This is a genomic window from Methylobacterium sp. J-090 (assembly GCF_022829345.1).
Taxonomy (GTDB): Bacteria; Pseudomonadota; Alphaproteobacteria; order Rhizobiales; family Beijerinckiaceae; genus Methylobacterium.
Map to the genome: position 1 here is coordinate 22,410 of NZ_JAKSXV010000080.1, position 18,362 is coordinate 40,771.

Consider the following 18,362-nt stretch of genomic DNA (forward strand, 5'->3'; position numbering starts at 1 on the left):
GGGCGGACCCCGAGAAAAAGGGGCTCCCGGCTTTTGGCCGGAAGCCCCCGTCGTCATGGCGCTCCGAAAAAATCTCAGACGGAGCGGGTCGAATCGGCGGCGCGCTTCTGGGCCATGTAGGCGTCGAATTCCTCGCGGTCCTTGGCCCGCTTCAGGCCCTCGACATACTCCGAAAAGGCGCGGCTCTCCTCGGCGAGCGCCCGGCGCTGGGCGTCGAGGCGGTCGAGCTCGGCCTTGCGGTACTCGTCGAAGGCGCGGTTGCCGGTGGTGCCGACGCCGTTGGCCGCCTCGTAGGCGGCGGCGAAGCGCGAGCGCCCCGTCGTGCCGGCGGTGTTCCAGGCCGAGCCCCAGGCGCTGCCGCGGCTGGCCAGCCCCCGCAACTCGCCGAGCGCCGGATAGCCGGCGATCTTCCAGGCGACGTAGGCCAGGGCCGCCGGCCACCAGTAGAGGAAGCCGACCACGATGGCGCCGATCTCGAACGAGCGCTTGGGAAACGGGCCGCTGCGGCAGGTTTTGCCGGAGGCCCAGGGGGAAGTGGAGGATAGACTCACGGCTCACGTCTCCGATGTTAATGTGAACGACATTCACTTGCGGATGCGGCGCGGCGCTTTCAAGGGGCGCGCGCCCGGCATTCGTACCGGCGCGCGCCGGGCGCCCGTTCCCTCGGGGGGCTGCGCCGTTCCGTCCGGGGGCCCGCGCCGTTCCGCAGCGGGGACGGACCGGCGCGCCGCGCCGGCCGCGCGCCGGTCAATCGCGGGCGCGCGGGGTCCCGGCGCCGTGCACGAGGGCGAGGACGCCGGCGCGCAGGAGCTCGTACTTGTCGGGCACGCCCGGCCCCTTCGGCAGATGTCCGGAGGCGGCCAAGGTCGCCAGCCCGTGGGACAGGGCCCAGACCTCCAGGGCGACGAAGCGCGGGGCGACGCCGCCGAATCCTTCGGGAAACGTCGATTGCAGGGCGTCCACCAGCAGGTCGAACGGGCTCGGACGGGGCCCGGCTTGCGGGTTCGGCACGGCGGCCGGCAGACCTCGCGTCTCGAAGATCGCCGCGTAGTAGCCCGGCTCCTCCTCGGCGAAGGCGAGGTAGGCCTCCCCCATGCGGGTGAACCGCTCGAGCGGCGTCCCCTTCGCCGCCAGGGACCGCGCCAGGCGCTCGGCGAGGTCGGTGAAGCCGCGCCCCGCCACCTCCTCCAGCAGGGCCTCGCGGCCCCGGAAATGCCGGTAGAGGGCGGCCGGCGTCACCCCGACGAGGCGGGCCGCGTCGACCAGGGTGAACCCGCCGACGCCGCGCTCGGCGATGAACCGGCGCGCCGCCTCGATCAGGGCCTCCTTGAGGTTGCCGTGATGGTAGCTGCGCCGGTCGTCGGGGCCTTCGCGCCAGGGTCGCACGCTGTTGTCCTCATCGGGTCCGCCCCATCATGACGGGCGAGACGCCGCACGGTTGCACGCCGGAGCCCTCCCCTAGCACGCGACCATGAATTTTCGACCCCACTCTGTCGATCAGTAGACAGAGTCCGCCCCATCGACGCAGGTCTGCCACAGGGCCGAGCTTACAGCTTGAAGATCGACCCCGCCGCGTCGCGGGCCGCGTTCTTGGCGTCCCGTGCGGCTTCGAGGCGCGTGATCTCGCGCTGCAGGAGGGCGATGCGCTCGGAGAGATCCGCCACCGACAGGGTGTCGAGGGGCTCGCCGAGGCTGTGGGCCGGGCGCGGCCGGGACTCGTCGTCATCGCGCATGGTCGATCCTTCCTTGAACTGTCACCACGCTTGGCCCGCCCCGAGGGGCGCGAGACCGAGGTGGCGCGCCACCGTGGCGCCGATATCGGCGAAGGTCGGCCGCGCGCCGATGGGTCCGGGCGCGATTCCGGGGCCGAAGGCCAGGATCGGCACCTGCTCGCGGGTGTGCTCGGTGCCGGTCCAGGTCGGGTCGTTGCCGTGGTCGGCGGTGACGACACAGAGGTCATCCGCCCGAAGGACCGCGTGAATGTCGGGCAGGCGCGCGTCGAAGGCTTCGAGCTCGGCGGCGTAGCCCGGCACGTCGCGGCGGTGGCCGTGCTCCGTGTCGAAATCCACGAGGTTGAGGAAGACGAGGCCGCCATCGGGCAGGTCGCGAAAGGCGGCGAGCGCCGCGTCGAGGCAGGCGGCGTTGCCGGCGGGCTTGATCTCGCGGCCCGTGGCGCGGTGGGCGAAGATGTCGCCGATCTTGCCGACGCTGACCACGGCGCGGCCCTGGCCCGCGAGGCGGTTCAGCAGGGTCTCGCCCGGCGGCTCGACGGCGTAGTCCCGGCGGTTGGCCGTCCGGCGGAACCCCGTCTCCGGGGCGCCGACGAAGGGCCGGGCGATGACGCGGCCGACGCGGTACGCGTCGCACAGGTCGCGGGCGACGCGGCAGGTCTCGTAGAGGCGCTCCAGGCCGAAATGTTCCTCGTGGGCGGCGATCTGGAACACGCTGTCGGCGGAGGTGTAGCAGATCGGCCGGCCCGTGCGGATGTGCTCGGCGCCGTGTTCCTCGATGATCGCGGTGCCGGCGGCGTGGCGATCACCGAGGATGCCCGGGAGCCCCGCCTGCGCCACGAGGTCCTCGACGAGGGTCCGGGGAAAGGCCGGGACCGTGTCGGGAAAGTGCCCCCACGGCTCCCGCACCGGCACGCCCGCCATCTCCCAATGGCCCGAGGGCGTGTCCTTGCCGGCGGCCGTCTCGGCGGCGTGGCCGTAGGCGCCCGTGACCGGGCCGGTGGGGGCGAGGTTCGGCGGAATGCGCCCGGTGGCGCCCCGTGCCGCGAGGCCGAGGCCGAGGGCGGTGAGGTTCGGCAGGCGCAGGGGGCCGGCGCGCAGGCCGGCCCGGTCGCCGCGACCGGCGACGCAGGACTCCGCGATGTGGCCCAGGGTGTCCGAGCCGGAATCGCCGTAGGACTCCGCGTCGGGGGCGCCGCCGATGCCGACGGAATCGAGGACGATGAGGAGGGCGCGCGGCATCGGAGGCCTCAGGCCGGGACCGGGTCGGCGATGGTTTCGCTGCGCAGGTCGAAGGCGGCGGCGAACAGGGCCTGGGTGTAGGGATCGCGCGGGTTCGAGAAGATCGCCTCGGCCGGGCCTTCCTCGACCACCTGGCCGTTCTGCATGACGAGGACGTGGTTCGCCAAGGCGCGGACCACCTTGAGGTCGTGGCTGATGAACAGGTAGGCGAGGCCGCGCTCACGCTGGAGGTCGCGCAGGAGGGTGACGATCTGGGCCTGGACCGAGCGGTCGAGGGCCGAGGTCGGCTCGTCGAGGACGACGAATTTCGGTTTGAGGACAATGGCGCGCGCGATGGCGATGCGCTGGCGCTGGCCGCCGGAAAACTCGTGCGGGTAGCGGTCCATGGTCGCCGGATCGAGGCCGACATCGGTGAGCGCGCCCGCCACCACGGCCTGGCGCTCGGCCCGGCCCTTCACGGCGCCCTGCACCACCAGACCCTCGGCGATGATGTCGCCCACCGTCATGCGCGGGGAGAGCGAGCCGTAGGGGTCCTGGAACACCACCTGCATGTCGCGGCGGAACGGCCGCATGGCCGCGGGCGTCAGACCCGCGATGGAGCGGCCGAGGAACACGATGGGGCCTTCGCAGCCCGTCAGTCTGAGGAGGGCGAGGCCGAGGGTCGTCTTGCCGGAGCCGGATTCACCGACCACCCCCACGGTCTCGCCCGCCCGGACCCGCAGGGACACGCCATCCACGGCCTTCACGTGGCTGGTGGTGCGCCGGAGAAGCCCCTGGCGGATGGGAAACCACACCTTGAGGGGGCCGGCGGCGAGGAGCTCGGCGGCGCCCTCCGGGACCGGGTTGGCGCGGCCCGTGGGCTCGGCGGCGAGAAGCCGTTGCGTGTAGGCGTGCCGGGGCCGGGCGAAGACTTCGGCCGTCTTCCCCGCCTCGACGATGCGCCCCTCCAGCATCACGCAGACGGAGGTGGCGATGCGCTGCACGATGCCGAGGTCGTGGGTGATGAACAGCATCGCCATGCCGAGGCGCTTCTGCAGGTCGGCGAGCAGGGTGAGGATCTGCGCCTGCACGGTGACGTCGAGGGCCGTGGTCGGCTCGTCGGCGACGAGCAGGTCCGGCTCGCAGGCGAGCGCCATGGCGATCATCACCCGCTGGCGCTGGCCGCCCGACAGCTCGTGCGGATAGGCGGCGAGGCGCCGCTCGGCGTCGCGCAGGCCGACGAGGTCGAGGAGTTCGAGGATGCGGGTACGGGCCTTCCGGCCCGAGAGGCCGCGATGAACCTCCAGCACCTCGCCGATCTGCCGCTCGATGCTGTGGAGCGGGTTGAGCGACGTCATCGGCTCCTGGAACACCATGGTGATGTCCGCGCCGCGCACCTTGCGGAGCTCGCGCTCCGGCAGGGTCAGGAGGTCCCGCCCCCGGAACAGGATGCGCCCGCCCGGATGATGGGCGCTGCCGTCGAGGAGACGCAGGATCGAAAGGGCCGTGACCGACTTGCCGGAGCCGGATTCGCCCACCAGCGCCAGGGTCTCGCCGGGCGCGATGGTGAAACTCACAGCGTTCACCGCCAGGGTCTCGCGCTCGCGGGAGCGGAAGGCCACGGACAGGTCCTGGACCTCGAGCAGCGTGTCGGTCATCGGGTGGACGTCATGGAACAAGCCGGGGCGAGACGGTTTCGATCGGTTATAGCGCGCGCGATGGCGATGGGCGAACGGCGATGCGCGATTGATCGCGCGCCTCCGCGCGCTACAACCCCGTGCGTGATCATCCTGCGCCCCGCCCTTCTCGCCGCCGTGCTCGTCCTCGCAGGCGCGGCCTTTGCCTCGGCGGCCCCGTCGGAGGGGGGCGAGACCGTGGAGCAGGCCCTGTGCCGGCTCATCGAATCCTCGGCCAAGGCCCGCGCCCTCCCCGTTCCGTTCCTCACCCGCCTGATCTGGCGCGAGAGCGCCTTTCGCGTCGGCGCCGTCAGTCCCGTCGGCGCACAGGGGATCGCGCAGTTCATGCCCGGAACGGCGCGCGAGCGCGGTCTCACCGATCCGTTCGACCCCGAGCAGGCGATCCCGCACGCGGCCCACCTGCTCGCCGATCTCAACCGTCAGTTCGGCAATCTCGGGCTCGCGGCGGCAGCCTACAATGGCGGTCCCGGCCGAGTCTCCGCGTGGCTCGCCGGCACCGGCGGCCTGCCGAGCGAGACGCGCAACTACGTCCTGGCGATCACGGGTGCCCCGGCGGAGGACTGGCGCGCAGGCGCTAGCATCGAGATGCCGCCGAACGAGGCCGAGGCGGGCAAGAAGGCCAACGCCGAAATCAAGTCTCAGGAGGCCAAGTCTCAGGAAGCCAAGCCGGATTCCGAAAAAACATGCCTTCAGGTGACGGCGGCCCTGCGCGTCCCGTCCCGCGGCGACCGCTTCGCCATCGGCGGCAACGAGGGGCCGGCGGCGCCCTGGGGCATCCAGCTCGCGGGCAATTTTTCCAAGGCTTTGGCCCTTCAGAGCTTCGCCCGCACCCGTAAGCTCTACACAAGCGTGATCGGTGAGGTTCGGCCGATGATCATCGGCACACGCCTGCGCAATCGCGGCACCCGGGCCTTCTACCGCATCCGCATTCCGGCCCAGAGCCGCGCGGCCGCCGACGCCCTTTGCGGCCGGATTCGCGGCGTCGGCGGGGCCTGCTTGGTCCTGCGCACGTAAGCGTGTCGATCACGATCCGGATGGCCCGCGATTGCGCCATCAATCCGCCGTGTGCGCCCTGTCACAGGAAGGCGACGCCGCCTTCAGAGAGATGCATGACCCGGGTCCTCACCGTCCTTGCCAGCCTCATCGGTCTTGCCTTCCTCGCCCTCGGCGTCACGGCGTGTTCGCCGCTCGCGCTGTTCGATGCCATCGGCCCGCGTGACGACGGCGGTCGGCTCAGCTTGCGCAACGCCGCCTTCGGTCCGCATCCGCGCCAGCGCCTCGACGTGTTCACCCCCGTGGCGGGTGCCGGCGGCGCCCCCGTGCTGGTGTTCTTCTATGGCGGTTCCTGGAAGAACGGCACCAAGGAGGATTACGCCTTCGTCGGTCAGGCCCTGGCCGCCCAGGGCTTCGTGACGGTGCTACCCGATTACCGGCTCTACCCCGAGGTCCGCTTCCCCGACTTCCTCGACGACGGGGCGGCCGCCATCGCCTGGGTCCGGGACAACATCGCCCAATATGGCGGCGACCCGCGCCGGATCGTCCTCGCGGGCCATTCGGCCGGGGCTTACAACGCGGTGATGCTGGGGCTCGACCCGCGCTACCTGCGCCGGGCGGGCGTCGACCCGAAGATCGTGCGGGCGGTGGCCGGCCTGTCCGGTCCCTACGACTTCCTGCCGCTCGATGCCGGCACCGCCACCGAAGTCTTCGGCGAGGCCCGCGACAAGGCCGCGACCCAGCCGGTGACCTTCGCCGGCCCGCATTCACCCCCGGCTTACCTCGCCACCGGCGACGGCGACACCACCGTGCGCCCGAGCAACACCCGCAGCCTCGCCGCCCGCCTGCGCGAGGCCCGGGTGCCCGTGCAGGAGCGGATCTATGCCGGGCTCGACCATTCCGACACCCTGCTGGCGCTCTCGGTGACGTTTCGCTCCAAGGCCCCGGCCCTGGCCGAGATGGCCGCCTTCCTCCGGCAGCATTCCGGCGGCGAGCGTGTTCCGGCCCGGACGGTGAACCGCTGAGTCGAGCGCCGGTCTATCCCCGTCGCAACCGGTCCCGCGCCGCACGGTGGTCCGGCGCGTCGGAGAACGCCCGGTGCATCGCCCGCCACAGGGGCGTGCGGTTGAAGGTCTCGTCGAGGGGCAGGGCCCGCTGAATCAGGCCGTCGGCGCGGCGGCGCTGTGGATTCGTGTTGAGCCACGAATTGGCGTTGGTGATGTCCCAGGTCAGCACGCTGAGGGTCGCGGGCTCGTCCAGCACCACGTCGAGGAAGCGCCGCGCGAGGTCGGACACCGCCCGGTCCCGGGTCGGCAGATCGGCGGCAAAATCCTTGTCGTTCACATCGAGTTCGGTGATTTCGATGGCGAGGCCGAGACCGGCGACGTCGCGCAGGAAGCGGCGCAGTTTGTCCTGGTCGAGGGGATGCTTGGCGTAGAGGTGGCCCTGCAGGCCGAGGCGCCGGATCGGCACCCCGCGCCGGACCATCCCCTCCAGGGTCCGAAGCACCATGGCCCGGCGCGGCGCGATCCAGTCGGCGTCGAGTTCGAGGTCGTTCTCGTTCCAGACCCCGGCCGCCGTCGGATCGATCTCGTGGAGGATCCTGAAGGCCAGATCGACGTAGCGCGGCCCGAGGGCGGTGAGCCAGGGACTCGCCCGCAGCCCGTCGGCGCGCCCACTGTCGGGGCCACAGATCTCGTTGACCACGTCCCAGGCCTCGATCCGGCCACGGTAGCGACCCGCCATGGCGCCGATCCAGTCCCGCAGGAAACCTTCGGCGTCCCGGGCGATGCGGGGCAGCGCCCAGGCGGGGAGGCCTTCGTGCCACACCAGGGTGTGACCGCGCAGGCGCTGGCCGTTGCTTTCCGCGAACGCTGCGGTCTCGTCGGCGAAGCTGAAATCGATGGGGCCGGGCGCCCGCCACGCATAGGCGAGTTTCATGGCGTTCTCGGGCACCAGGATGCCGCATTCCCGGGCCAGCGCCCGTCCGTAGGCAAGATTCTGACGCAGGGGTGTGATGTTCACGGCCGATCCGTAAGCGACACCCTTCCGGGCCGCCGCCGCGTTGAGGCTGTCGGCCGCCCACGAGCCCCGGGGCGCGGCCGACAGGGGGGCGGCGGCGAACGCCAGGGCACCCCCTGCGAAAAAATCGCGGCGGGTCGGTGTCATTCGTCCTCCGGTGGGATCGGACGCGGGCGCCGGTCGGGGCCGATGGCGACGAAGGTGAACAGCCCCTCCGTGACCTTCATGGTGACCTCGCCCTCACGCTCGCGGCGCCAGACCTCGGCCTGGATGCGCATGGAGGTGCGGCCGACCTTGACGATCCAGGCGTAGATGCTGACCTCGTCGCCGACGAAGACCGGACGGTGGAAAGTCATCGCCTCGGCCGAGATGGTGGCGCAGCGGCCCCGCGAGCGCCGGGCCGCGACGTTGCCGGCGGCGAGATCCATCTGGCCCATGAGCCAGCCGCCGAAGATGTCGCCGGCCGGGTTGGTGTCGGCCGGCATGGCGATGGTGCGCACCACCGGTGGTCCCCGGTCGGTCGGCTGATGAGTCGGATGGGGGGCGGTGTCGTGGGTCATGCGGCCGATCCGGTGGCGCGAAATCCGGCCCGTCGCAAGCCGTGCGCCGCGTGACGTGAAACTAATCCGGCAGCGCGAACACCACGAGGGCGTCCCCGGTGCCGAAGCCCGAGCCCTTGGTGAAGGACGCGCCCCCCGCCGCCACGGCGACGTATTGCCTGCCGTCCAGCGCGTAGGTGATGGGCGGCCCGCCGATGCCGGCGCCGCACTGGAAGCGCCACAGGATCGCGCCGGTCTTCGCATCGTGGGCGTCGAAGTGCCCGTCCTCCTCGCCGGAGAAGACGAGACCGCCAGCCGTGGCCAGCGTCCCCCCTGAGAGCCGGCTGCCCGCCTTCACCGACCATTTGATCGCTCCGTCGCGGGCCAGATCGACGGCCGTGAGGGTGCTGAAGGAGGGCTCGCCCTTCGCCTCCGTGGTCTCGGTATAGCGGATCTCCGGACGGTCGGCCGAGGCCGGCACGGTCTTCACCACGTAGGTGGTCGCCCCGTGCCGGACCTGTGCGTAGGCGGTGGCCGCCTTGGGATCGTAGGCGACGGGGTGCCAGGAGATGGCGCCGAGCGGCCCGGGGCTCACCACCGTGCCGGCTGAGGTCGGTGGTGCGTAGAGGTTCTTCTGGGCGATGAGGGGCGCCGAGCGGGTCAGCAGTTTCCCGTCCGTGCGGTCGTGGACGTAGAGCCAGCCGGTCTTTGAGGCCTGCGCCACGGCCTTCACCGGCCCCTGCGGCGTCGCGTGGTCGAGGAGGAAAGGCGGGCTCGCCACATCGTAGCCCCACTCGTCGTGGGGCACCTGCTGGTAGTACCAGCGTAGCTGGCCCGTGGTCACGTCGAGGGCGACGAGGCTCATGGTGTAGAGGTTGTCGCCCGGCCGCGAGAGGCCGAAATTCTGCGGCGCCGGGTTGCCGGTGCCAACATAGATGAGGCCCAGCGCCGGATCGAAGGCCGGGGTCATCCACAGCGAGCCGCCGCCGACCTTCCAGGCGTCCTTGTGGGCCGGGGCGGCGGCCTTCTCGGCGGCGATGTCGCGGTGGAGCGGCACCCCATCGGGGGTCTTGTCCACGAACCCGCCCTCCCAGCCGTCGGCCTTGGTGACGTACCAGCGCCAGCGCTCAGCCCCCGTCTTCGCGTCGTAGGCAGCGAGCCACCCGCGCCGGCCGTAGCCGCCCTCGATGCCGACGACGGCGCCGCCGTCGAGGCCACCCTTCTCGTCCTCGACATGAAGGCCGTAGCCGGCCCCGGCCACCCCGACGATAACGAGGCCCTTTGCCACCAGGGGGGGCATCTTGAAGCCCAGCCGGCTCGAACCCTGCACGGCGCCGGCGCCGACGCCGAGCTTGTCCGCGAGCGCCGAGGCGGTCTCCGACTCGCCCTCCTCCGGGCGAACGGCTTCGTGATCCCACACCACCTTGCCGGTCCTGGCATCGAGGGCGATCACGCGCCCGTCCATGGTCGCCTCGAACACCAGCCCATCGGAGACGGCCACGCCCCGGTTCGAGGGCGGCCCGAAGATCTTTTCCGTGCGGGCCTTGTGGACGTAGGTCCAGCGCACGGCGCCGGTCTTCGCGTCCAGCGCCGCGACATGGTTCTGCGTCGTCGAGACGTAGAGGGTGCCGTCCACCATCACCGGTTCGGCCTGGAAATAGCCGGTGATGCCGGTCTGGAAGATCCAGGCCGGGCGCAGGCGCGCCACGTTGCCGGTGTCGATGGCGGTGAGGGCGGAAAAGTGCCGATTGGTGTGGTCGCCGCCGAACATCGGCCAGTCCTCGGCCGCGCAGGGGACGAGGCCGGCGAGGAGGAGGGGACCGGCGAGCAGCCGTTGGGTAGAGCGGCGGACCATGGCGTTCTCCTCGAGCCGTTCTTCTTGAAGCACGCCTCGGCGCGCTTGGGCGCCGTTACGGATGCACCGGGTAGACACTCATCGCAATGCGTGGCGGCGCGCCCGCGCGTCGAGGGCCAGGCCGAGGCCCAGCATCAGCGCGAGACCGCCGAGGTTGACCGAGATCTGGAGTGGCCACAGCGGGTCGAAGGTCCGGTAGAGGATCCGGCCGACAAGGGCCGCCATGCAACCGGCCGCGAAGATCTCCAGGGAGTGCCGGCCGCAGGCGTCGAACGGGCGGAGCCATCGGCGGCCGGAGAGCCTCAACACGGCCGGCGAGGCGAAGACGAGGCTCGTGAGGGCCAGGATGTGGAGAAGGCGCAAGGGGGCGACGCGGCTCTTGTCCGGAGCGGTCATGGCGAGGGGCCGCAGGTCCCAGAGGCCCCACTCGGCCCAGGGCAAGGCCTGCAGCAGGGCCCCGATGAGGTAGATCAGGGCAGCGGCCGTGAGGATCGGATACCGGGGCAGGAGCCCGCCGCGGGCCCGGACCGCGACACTGAGGGCCGCTCCGATCACGAACAGGAACTGCCAAGCGAACGGGTTGAAGTACCAGCCGTCGTCGACGGCGGCCGCATTGGGAAGGTTGAGCCTGTGATCGACGTTCGCGGCGAGCCAGATCAGACCCGACAGGGCGAGCGTGCCCCACGGTCTGCGCCGCAATCCGACGTAGACGAGCGGGAAGAGGGCCAGCAGCAGGATGTAGAGCGGCAGGATGTCGAGGTAGTTCGGCAGGGCGTTGAGCATGAGGCCGCGCAGGGCACCCGGCAGCAGGCCCATGTCGAGGAGCGCCCGCACGCCGAAGCGCGGGACGAGGCCGGTGAGGTCCATCCAGGCCCGTACCATGAGCAGCGTCGCCAGCAGGAGCCCCGCCTGGAACAGGTAGATCTTCAGGCAGCGCCACGCGATGCGCGCGAGGGTCGCCTTCGTACCCGCCCGCTGGAACAGGCCGCCATAGGCCACCATCGCGGAGTAGCCCGCCAGGAGCACGAAAATCTCGGCCGCGTCAGAGAACCCGAAGTTGTGGAGGGTGAGCAGGGCCGGTGCATTGCGGGGAATGTGATCGATGAAGATCGTCAGCAGGGCGAAGCCCCGGATGACGTCGATCCGGGCGTCGCGCTGGCGCGGCGGGGCGCCCGGCGGAATCGCGTCGGGACCGGTCAGCGCATCACCGACAGGCTCGTGAGCCACAGCCGGTAGAGGCGGGGCCACAGGGCGACGGACGCCTCGGCGTTTCCGATCCCGAAGCCGTGGCCGCCGACGGCGAAGCGATGATACTCCACCATGACCTTGGCACCTCGGCACGCCTCGTCGAGGATACGGCTCTGCTGGGGGTTGACCACCAGATCGTCGTCCGCCTGCACCAGAAAGATCGACGGGCAATCCGCGCCGACATGGGTGTGCAGCGACCAGGCCGCGCGCGCCTCTGGCGTCGGCGTCTCGCCGACGAGGGAACGGCGGGTGTTCGTGGTGTCGAAGGGCGGTTGCAGGCTCACGACGGGATAGATCAGCGCCGCGAAATCCGGGCGTGCCGAGAACTCGTCCACGGCGTCGACGGGCGCGTAGGAGCGGAAGGCGGAGCGGGCCGCAATCATGCCGCAGAGGTGCCCGCCGGCGGAGAAGCCCATCACGCCGATTCGGCCGGGATCAAGGCCGAACCGGCCTGCGTTGGCGCGGATCACCCGCAGGGCGCGCTGCCCGTCCTGCACCGGTACGACGGGGCCGTCGGTCCAGTTCTCGCTGGGGAGGCGGTAGGTCAGGACGAAGGCCGTGATGCCCTGCGCCGCGAGCCAGTAGGCCGCCGGATAGGCCTCCTTGATGAGGCCGATGCGTCGGTATCCCCCACCGCCCGCGACCAGGACCGCCGCGCCGCTCGGCTTTTGCGGAAGGAACACCTCCAGGGTCGGAGTGGAGATGTTCGATACCGCGCCGCTGTCGTCCTGGACGAAGGCACCGGCCGGTCCGCCGCCGCCGGGGGGCTGAGCGGGCCAGAGCGTCAGCCGGGCAAGTCCTCCGGCCGCGTGAGTTCTCGGAACGACGGCTACCGCCGCAGCGAGACCCATGATGACGGAGCGGCGACCGGGCAGGGATAACTCGTTCGCCACGCAGCCCCTCCGGACACCATTTCGCAGATGCAAAAGCGCCTGTCGGGAATCTGTTCCGTCCAGCCGATGAAACGGGCTGTGTTCGGGGCGAATGTCGACTTCGCCTCTACTCCCTTCGACGCGGCACGGTCCAAATTCCGAACCCTCGGTTGCTTCCCGTGAGCATCCTCGAACCGAGAAACTGCGCCCATGGCCGCCTCGATCACGGTTCCGTTTCGCTGATCGCCATCACACGCCGCCGTGTGGACTTGATCCGCCCGTTTCGAAGTCCGACGACGACCCTGCGCATCTGCGCGAGGAACAAGGCCGCCTCCGCTTCCCCGAACCCCGCCAGCGCCCGGCCATTCACGGCCCTGGCCGCCGCCACGGCGTCCGCCTCGAGGCTTCTCGCGCGCGGCGTCAGGCGGATCACCTGGGCACGGCTATCCTCCGGGTGGGGGGTGCGCAGGATGAGCCCATCGCGCTCCATCCGGGCCAGCGTGCTCGCCATGGTGGCCTGCTCGACATCGGCCCGTGCCACGAGGTCGGTTTGGGCCAGTCCCTCCTCGCGCCAGAGCTCGAGGAGCACCATGAACTGTGCCGGCGCGAGGCCCATCGGCCGGATCGCCTCGGCCAGCGCCTGTGCAAACAGGCGCGCCATCTGGTTGGCGAGGTAGCCGGCGGAGCGGGTCTGGAAGGTGGGCGGATCGGTGTCGGACATGAGGGTGGTTTACAGTGCATCGTATGCTATGTATTTTTGCATAGCATACGATACAAAGGAGCGGGCCGATGCTGACCCTGAGAGACGCCGACCCGAAAATCGACATCCGCCGCCAGCTCGCCGAGGAGGGCGCGGCGCCCGTGGTGCTGGTCAACACGCTCACGGTGGCGGAGGCGGACGTGGACGCCCTGCTTGCCGCCTGGGGCGACGACGCGCGCTGGTTCAAGCGGCAGCCGGGCTTCGTCTCGGCGCAGCTCCATCGCGGCATCGCCGGGAGCACGACGTTCCTGAACTACGCCGTCTGGCGCAGCGTCGCCGACTTCCGGGCGGCCTTCACCAATCCGGCCTTCCAGGCCAAGCTCGCCGCCTATCCCGATAGCACGGTGAGCGCGCCGCACCTGTACCGGCCCGTGGCGGTGGACGGCGTCTGCGACGCCTGAGACTTCAGCGGAATGCCATCACCAGGGCACCGACGGCAATGGCCCACAGGGCCAGGGTGGACCAGATGGCGCGCCGCCGGGTGGCGCGGGCGAAGGCGTCGAGGCGGTCGGCGTTGCCGGTGCCGGCCTCGTCGAGGCGCACGAGGATGCGGCGCAGGCGCTGCGCCAGGTCCGGGATGTCCGAGACCACGTCGGTGATGGTAAGCGCCGCGCGCCCCACGCCCTCAATGCGCCCGAGGGGGCCGAGGTTGCGGGCGATCCAGGAGCGGACCACCGGCTCGGCCCCGGTCCACATGTCGAGCTGCGGGTCGAGGGAGCGGGCGACGCCCTCCACCACCACCATGGTCTTCTGGAGCATCACCAGTTCCGTGCGCGTGCGCATGTCGAACAGGGCGGTGATGTCGAACAGGAGGGTCAGCACCTTGGCCATGGAGATTTCGTCGGCCTTGCGCTGGTGGATCGGCTCGCCGATGGCGCGGATGGCCTGGGCGAAATCGTCCACCGAATGGTGCGCGGGCACGTAGCCGGCCTCGAAATGCACCTGCGCCACGCGCTTGTAGTCGCGCAGGATGAAGCCGAGCAGGATCTCGGCGAGGAAGCGGCGCTCCGGGTGGCCGAGGCGGCCCATGATCCCGAAATCCACCGCCACCAGGGTGCCCGTCGGATCGACGAACAGGTTCCCGGGATGCATGTCGGCGTGGAAGAAGCCGTCCCGGATGGCGTGGCGCAGAAACGACTGGATCACGGCGCGCCCCAACGCCCGCGGGTCGTGCCCGGCGGCCACGATGGCGACGTGATCGTTGAGGCGGATGCCCTCGATCCACTCGCTCGACAGGACGTCGCGGGCGGTGAGCTCCCAGTCGGGCCGAGGCACCCGGAAATCGGCATCGTCCTTCGTGTTCTGGGCGAGTTCCGACATGGCCGCCGCCTCGAGGCGGAAATCCATCTCCATGGTGACGGAGCGGGCCAGGATCTCCACCACCTCGCGCGGGCGCAGGCGCTCGGCCTCGGGCGACAGGGCGTGGACGATGCGGGCCATGAACCGCATGACCTCGAGGTCGCGCTGGAAGCGCTCGCGCACCCCCGGCCGCATGATCTTGACGGCGAGCACCCGCTCGGTCCCGTCGGCATCGAGAACATGCGCCTTGTGGACCTGGGCGATGGAGGCCGCCGCGATGGGCGGGCTGAACGAGACGAACAGCGTGGACACGGGCTTGCCGAAGGCGGCCTCGACGACGCGGAGCGCCACCTCCTGCGGGAAGGGCGGCACCCGGTCCTGCAGGGTTTCCAGATCGCGCGCGGCGTTCATGCCGACGATGTCGGGCCGGGTCGCGAGGAACTGCCCGAACTTGACGTAGGACGGTCCGAGCCGGGTGAGCGCTCGCTGCAAGGGGCCGGCCCCGATGCCGAGGCCCGGCCGCTCCAGCATCCGCCCGACCTTCAGGGCGAGACGCAGATGTGGCGGCAGGTCGCGGGGATCGATGAGGGACAGCCCACCCTCGCGGGCGAGGACGAAGCCCACACGGGCGCCGCGGAAAAGGGAGCGGAGCATCAGGCGCGCCGCCGATCTCGGTCTCGCCCCGATCCGTCCCGAAAACCGGTTTCCACGTGTCGTCCCGACGCGGTCACGAGACCTTCCAACCGGAATGGATCGCCACGATGCCGCCCGACAGGGGCCGGTGGCTCACATGGCGGAACCCGGCCGCCTCGATCATGCCGGCGAAGCGCCCCGGACTCGGGAATTTGCGGATGGATTCGACGAGGTAGCGGTAGGATTCGGCGTCGCCTGCCACCTTCGAGCCGAGGCGCGGGATCACGTGGAACGAGTAGGCGTCGTAGATCCGGTCGAGGACCGGCAGGTCGACCTTCGAGAATTCAAGGCAGAGGAAGCGTCCGCCGGGCTTGAGGATCCGGTGGGCCTCCGCCAGGGCGTGGTCGATGCGCGGCACGTTCCGGATGCCGAAGGCGATGGTGTAGGCGTCGAAGCTCTCCGACGGCAGCGGCAGGGCCTCGGCGTTGGCCGTGACGAAGTCGATGCGACCGGCGAACCGGTTCCCGGCCCGCTCGGCGCCGACGCGCAGCATCGCCTCGTTGATGTCGAGCACCGTGACGTGCGTCGCCGGGCCGCCGGCTTCCAGGGCGCGGAAGGCGATGTCGGCGGTGCCGCCGGCCACATCGAGGTGACGGAACGGACGGTTCCGGGGCGGGCGCAGCATTGAGATGAGCTGCGACTTCCAGGCCCGGTGCAGGCCGCCCGACATCAGGTCGTTCATGAGGTCGTAGCGCTTGGCCACGGAGCGGAACACGTCGTCGACGCGTGCCTGCTTCTCCCCGAGCGCGACCTGCTCGAAGCCGAAATGCGTGCTCTCGTCGGGGGGGGACCGCTCGGCGTGACTCATGAACCTCACCTCTTGGGGTGAGCGTCATAGCGAAAGGCGGGGCGAACCGCCATGTTGCCCAGCACCGCATCCTGTTTCTGCCCCGATGGTCCGTACCGGAGAGCCATGCCCGAACTACCCGAAGTCGAGACCGTCCGCCGCGGGCTCATTCCTGCCATGGTCGGCGCCCGGTTCGCCCATGTCACCCTGCGCCGTTCCAACCTGCGGTTTCCGTTTCCCGAGCGGTTCGCGGAACGCCTGGCGGACCGGACCGTGACGGCCCTGGAACGGCGCGCGAAGTACCTCGTGGCCTCCCTCGATTCCGGCGAGTCGCTCATCCTGCACCTCGGCATGAGCGGGCGCTTCGACGTGGCGATGCCCGATGGCCGCAACCTGTCGCCGGGCGACTTCTACCTCGATGGGGCGCTGGGCACCCCGAAGCACGATCACGTGGTCATGGCCATGTCGAACGGCGCCACCGTCACCTACAACGACGCCCGCCGCTTCGGCTTCATGGACCTCGTGGCGACAACGGAGCTGGCGACCTGCCGCCACTTCGCCGCCATGGGCCTTGAGCCCCTGAGCGAGGCCCTGACGCCGGAGGCCGTGGCGCGGCTGTTCCGCCACAAGATCACCCCGCTCAAGGCGGCCCTCCTCGACCAGCGTCTCATCGCGGGTCTGGGCAACATCTACGTCTGCGAAGCGCTCCACCGCGCCGGGCTTCATCCCGAGATGCCGGCCGGGCGGCTGGCCGGGGGGGATGGCAGCCCGACCCCGAAGGCGCGCCTGCTGGCCGAGGTGATTCCGCAAATTCTCAACGAAGCAGTCGCCGCCGGCGGCTCGACCTTGCGGAATTACGTACACACGGATGGAAGTGCCGGCGCCTTCCAGCACGCGTTCCGGGTCTACGATCGCCTGGGCGAATCATGCCGGACGGAGGGCTGCACGGGATGTATTTCCCGAATCGTGCAATCTGGGCGTTCGACCTTCTACTGTGCCACGTGCCAGACTCCATCGATCGACTAGCTCATGTGGACCGGAAAACGGGTAAGACTTGTCGAAAAGCGGTGGAAACGCTGCGTCGAATCCTATCCCGAAACTGTCGCAGGCTCGATTGACGGACCTCGTTAAGGAGGGATTTGCATTCCTGGCCGATAGCTCGTGTTCGGTTCGAGCGATCGCGTACAACGCGGAAGGTTTCGGAGCACGCATGTACCCCCTCCCCGCCAACGAAACGGAGCGGCTCGCCGCCCTGCGCGAACTCGCCATCCTCGATACCCCGCCCGAGATGCAGTTCGACGCCGTCTGCCGCACGGCCTGCGCCCTGTTCCGGGTTCCGATGGCGACCGTCACCCTGGTCGAGGCGGACCGGCAGTGGTTCAAGGCCAAGTGCGGGTTCTCGGCCGCCGGCACCCCCCGCACGGGCTCGTTCTGCACCTACGCGATCCTGGCCGACGACGTCCTGGTGGTCGAGGACACCTGGGCCGATCCGCGCTTCGCCGACAGCCCCCTGGTCACCGGCGAGCCGCACGTTCGCTTCTATGCCGGGGCGCCGATCATCCTCGCGCCCGGTGTCCGCGCCGGCACCGTGTGCGTGCAGGATATCAAGGCGCGGGACTTCTCGGTCGCGGAGCAGGCGCAACTGGCCGACCTGGCGACGGTCGTCGCGGCGCAGCTGGCCCTGCATCGGACCGAGGCACGCCTGCGGGAGAGCGAGGCGCATTACCGGCTGCTGGCCGACAACACGTCCGACATGATCGTCCGCTCCGGCCTCGATACGAGGCGCCAGTACGTCTCCCCGGCGGCGCGGACCCTCCTGGGTTATGATCCCGAAGAGCTCGTCGGAACGCTTCCGATGGACCAGATCCATCCCGACGATGCGGAGGCCTTCACCCGCATCCTCTCCGACCTCTGCGAGGGACGTATGCCCCAGGCGGTGACGCGGCAACGCTACCGCCGCAAGGACGGCTCCTGGGTCTGGGTCGAAGTCACCTTCAACCTCACCCGTCACGCCGTGGACGGGCGCCCGACGGGCTACGTCGCGGCCGTCCGCGACGTGTCCGAGCGCGAGGAAGCCAGCCGCCGGATCAGCCACATGGCCCGGCACGATGCCCTCACGGATCTGGCGAACCGCACCCTGTTCCGCGAGCGTCTGACCCAGCAACTCCCCGCGATTCGCCGAGGAGGGAACGGCTTCTCGGTGCTCTGCCTCGACCTCGACCGGTTCAAGGCGGTCAATGACGGCCTCGGCCATCAGGCCGGCGATGCGCTCCTGTGCCGGGTCGCCGAGCGCCTGAGAGGGCTCGTCCGGGACGAGGATACCGTGGCGCGGGTGGGTGGCGACGAGTTCACCATCATCCAGGCCGGGACGAGCCGCCCCGAGGATGGGCGGTATCTCGCCCGGCGGCTCATCGAGGCGATCCGCGAGCCCATCGATCTCGACGGCGAGCGTGTGGTCGTCGGCGCCAGCATCGGCATCGCCCGGGCGCCGCAGGACGGCGACAATCCCGATATCCTGTATCGGCACGCCGATCTGGCTCTCTATCGCGCCAAGGCGGCGGGCCGGAACACCTTCCGGTTCTACGAGCCCGGCATGCGCTTCGATCGCGCGATCCAGACCCGCGCGGCCGGGTAGGGCAGACGTCC

Annotated in this window: 18 protein-coding genes; 5 read left to right on the forward strand and 13 right to left on the reverse strand. The window is 70.4% G+C overall.

Annotated elements, in window-relative coordinates:
* Positions 1–74: 74 nt before the first annotated feature.
* The 5 genes from MKK49_RS12575 to MKK49_RS12595 all read right to left on the reverse strand — a co-directional run bounded on the left by MKK49_RS12575 (position 75) and on the right by MKK49_RS12595 (position 4,609).
* Positions 75–551, reverse strand: a complete 477-nt coding sequence (locus MKK49_RS12575; protein ID WP_244028864.1) for a DUF2852 domain-containing protein — start codon at positions 549–551, stop codon at positions 75–77.
* 196 nt (positions 552–747) lie between these two features.
* Positions 748–1,386 carry a TetR/AcrR family transcriptional regulator gene (locus MKK49_RS12580; RefSeq protein ID WP_244028866.1) on the reverse strand — a complete coding sequence of 213 codons (639 nt, stop codon included), beginning with the start codon at positions 1,384–1,386 and terminating at the stop codon, positions 748–750.
* Positions 1,387–1,547: 161 nt separating this feature from the next.
* Positions 1,548–1,733, reverse strand: coding sequence for a DUF1192 domain-containing protein (locus tag MKK49_RS12585; protein WP_244028868.1), 186 nt, complete (start codon positions 1,731–1,733; stop codon positions 1,548–1,550).
* Between the two features lie 21 nt (positions 1,734–1,754).
* Positions 1,755–2,972, reverse strand: coding sequence for a phosphopentomutase (locus MKK49_RS12590; RefSeq protein ID WP_244028870.1), 1,218 nt, complete (start codon positions 2,970–2,972; stop codon positions 1,755–1,757).
* Positions 2,973–2,980: 8 nt separating this feature from the next.
* On the reverse strand, positions 2,981–4,609 hold the full coding sequence (locus MKK49_RS12595) for an ABC transporter ATP-binding protein (protein WP_244028872.1): 1,629 nt from the start codon (positions 4,607–4,609) through the stop codon (positions 2,981–2,983).
* Between the two features lie 66 nt (positions 4,610–4,675).
* Between MKK49_RS12595 and MKK49_RS12600 the strand changes: the two genes are divergently transcribed.
* Together MKK49_RS12600 and MKK49_RS12605 are read left to right on the forward strand one after the other, a co-directional pair.
* A complete protein-coding gene (locus tag MKK49_RS12600; RefSeq protein WP_244028874.1) occupies positions 4,676–5,662 on the forward strand; it encodes a lytic transglycosylase domain-containing protein in 987 nt (328 codons plus the stop codon).
* Between the two features lie 95 nt (positions 5,663–5,757).
* Complete coding sequence (locus MKK49_RS12605) at positions 5,758–6,666, forward strand: alpha/beta hydrolase (protein WP_244028876.1); 909 nt, start codon at positions 5,758–5,760, stop codon at positions 6,664–6,666.
* Between the two features lie 13 nt (positions 6,667–6,679).
* Here the strand turns inward: MKK49_RS12605 and MKK49_RS12610 are convergent, their stop codons facing one another.
* The 6 genes from MKK49_RS12610 to MKK49_RS12635 all read right to left on the reverse strand — a co-directional run bounded on the left by MKK49_RS12610 (position 6,680) and on the right by MKK49_RS12635 (position 12,898).
* On the reverse strand, positions 6,680–7,810 hold the full coding sequence (locus MKK49_RS12610) for an endo-1,4-beta-xylanase (protein WP_244028878.1): 1,131 nt from the start codon (positions 7,808–7,810) through the stop codon (positions 6,680–6,682).
* Positions 7,807–8,223, reverse strand: coding sequence for an acyl-CoA thioesterase (locus MKK49_RS12615; protein ID WP_244028880.1), 417 nt, complete (start codon positions 8,221–8,223; stop codon positions 7,807–7,809). The genes MKK49_RS12610 and MKK49_RS12615 overlap by 4 nt, the downstream gene beginning before the upstream one ends.
* 61 nt (positions 8,224–8,284) lie before the next feature.
* Positions 8,285–10,057, reverse strand: coding sequence for a pyrroloquinoline quinone-dependent dehydrogenase (locus MKK49_RS12620; protein WP_244028881.1), 1,773 nt, complete (start codon positions 10,055–10,057; stop codon positions 8,285–8,287).
* Positions 10,058–10,135: 78 nt separating this feature from the next.
* Positions 10,136–11,284 carry an OpgC family protein gene (locus MKK49_RS12625; protein ID WP_244028883.1) on the reverse strand — a complete coding sequence of 383 codons (1,149 nt, stop codon included), beginning with the start codon at positions 11,282–11,284 and terminating at the stop codon, positions 10,136–10,138.
* Complete coding sequence (locus tag MKK49_RS12630; protein WP_279595504.1) at positions 11,254–12,156, reverse strand: alpha/beta hydrolase; 903 nt, start codon at positions 12,154–12,156, stop codon at positions 11,254–11,256. Before MKK49_RS12630 ends, MKK49_RS12625 begins: the two co-directional genes overlap by 31 nt.
* Positions 12,157–12,400: 244 nt before the next feature.
* Positions 12,401–12,898 carry a MarR family winged helix-turn-helix transcriptional regulator gene (locus MKK49_RS12635; protein WP_244028887.1) on the reverse strand — a complete coding sequence of 166 codons (498 nt, stop codon included), beginning with the start codon at positions 12,896–12,898 and terminating at the stop codon, positions 12,401–12,403.
* Between the two features lie 68 nt (positions 12,899–12,966).
* Between MKK49_RS12635 and MKK49_RS12640 the strand changes: the two genes are divergently transcribed.
* Entirely contained in the window at positions 12,967–13,338 is a 372-nt protein-coding gene (locus MKK49_RS12640) for an antibiotic biosynthesis monooxygenase family protein (RefSeq protein ID WP_244028889.1), read from the forward strand.
* Between the two features lie 4 nt (positions 13,339–13,342).
* Here MKK49_RS12640 and ubiB read toward each other — a convergent pair whose 3' ends face one another.
* A complete protein-coding gene (gene ubiB, locus MKK49_RS12645) occupies positions 13,343–14,890 on the reverse strand; it encodes a 2-polyprenylphenol 6-hydroxylase (protein WP_244028891.1) in 1,548 nt (515 codons plus the stop codon).
* Positions 14,891–14,963: 73 nt separating this feature from the next.
* Positions 14,964–15,737 carry a bifunctional demethylmenaquinone methyltransferase/2-methoxy-6-polyprenyl-1,4-benzoquinol methylase UbiE gene (gene ubiE, locus MKK49_RS12650; RefSeq protein ID WP_244028893.1) on the reverse strand — a complete coding sequence of 258 codons (774 nt, stop codon included), beginning with the start codon at positions 15,735–15,737 and terminating at the stop codon, positions 14,964–14,966.
* A 105-nt stretch (positions 15,738–15,842) separates the two neighbouring features.
* Here ubiE and mutM point away from each other — a divergent pair, with 105 nt between their 5' ends.
* Positions 15,843–16,742 (forward strand): bifunctional DNA-formamidopyrimidine glycosylase/DNA-(apurinic or apyrimidinic site) lyase, encoded by a 900-nt coding sequence (mutM, locus tag MKK49_RS12655; protein WP_244028895.1) that lies wholly within the window; start codon positions 15,843–15,845, stop codon positions 16,740–16,742.
* Positions 16,743–16,926: 184 nt separating this feature from the next.
* Complete coding sequence (locus MKK49_RS12660; RefSeq protein ID WP_244028897.1) at positions 16,927–18,351, forward strand: sensor domain-containing diguanylate cyclase; 1,425 nt, start codon at positions 16,927–16,929, stop codon at positions 18,349–18,351.
* The last annotated feature ends 11 nt before the right edge of the window (positions 18,352–18,362 follow it).

Excerpts from the sequence above, each read along its gene's own strand:
- MKK49_RS12600 (WP_244028874.1), top strand. The coding sequence starts at position 4,676 with ATGGGCGAACGGCGATGCGCGATTGATCGCGCGCCTCCGCGCGCTACA.
- mutM (WP_244028895.1), top strand. The coding sequence starts at position 15,843 with ATGCCCGAACTACCCGAAGTCGAGACCGTCCGCCGCGGGCTCATTCCT.
- MKK49_RS12640 (WP_244028889.1), top strand. The coding sequence starts at position 12,967 with ATGCTGACCCTGAGAGACGCCGACCCGAAAATCGACATCCGCCGCCAG.
- ubiE (WP_244028893.1), bottom strand. The coding sequence starts at position 15,737 with ATGAGTCACGCCGAGCGGTCCCCCCCCGACGAGAGCACGCATTTCGGC.
- MKK49_RS12620 (WP_244028881.1), bottom strand. The coding sequence starts at position 10,057 with ATGGTCCGCCGCTCTACCCAACGGCTGCTCGCCGGTCCCCTCCTCCTC.
- MKK49_RS12615 (WP_244028880.1), bottom strand. The coding sequence starts at position 8,223 with ATGACCCACGACACCGCCCCCCATCCGACTCATCAGCCGACCGACCGG.
- MKK49_RS12630 (WP_279595504.1), bottom strand. The coding sequence starts at position 12,156 with ATGGGTCTCGCTGCGGCGGTAGCCGTCGTTCCGAGAACTCACGCGGCC.
- MKK49_RS12595 (WP_244028872.1), bottom strand. The coding sequence starts at position 4,609 with ATGACCGACACGCTGCTCGAGGTCCAGGACCTGTCCGTGGCCTTCCGC.
- MKK49_RS12590 (WP_244028870.1), bottom strand. The coding sequence starts at position 2,972 with ATGCCGCGCGCCCTCCTCATCGTCCTCGATTCCGTCGGCATCGGCGGC.
- ubiB (WP_244028891.1), bottom strand. The coding sequence starts at position 14,890 with ATGCTCCGCTCCCTTTTCCGCGGCGCCCGTGTGGGCTTCGTCCTCGCC.
- MKK49_RS12660 (WP_244028897.1), top strand. The coding sequence starts at position 16,927 with ATGTACCCCCTCCCCGCCAACGAAACGGAGCGGCTCGCCGCCCTGCGC.
- MKK49_RS12585 (WP_244028868.1), bottom strand. The coding sequence starts at position 1,733 with ATGCGCGATGACGACGAGTCCCGGCCGCGCCCGGCCCACAGCCTCGGC.
- MKK49_RS12605 (WP_244028876.1), top strand. The coding sequence starts at position 5,758 with ATGACCCGGGTCCTCACCGTCCTTGCCAGCCTCATCGGTCTTGCCTTC.
- MKK49_RS12610 (WP_244028878.1), bottom strand. The coding sequence starts at position 7,810 with ATGACACCGACCCGCCGCGATTTTTTCGCAGGGGGTGCCCTGGCGTTC.
- MKK49_RS12635 (WP_244028887.1), bottom strand. The coding sequence starts at position 12,898 with ATGTCCGACACCGATCCGCCCACCTTCCAGACCCGCTCCGCCGGCTAC.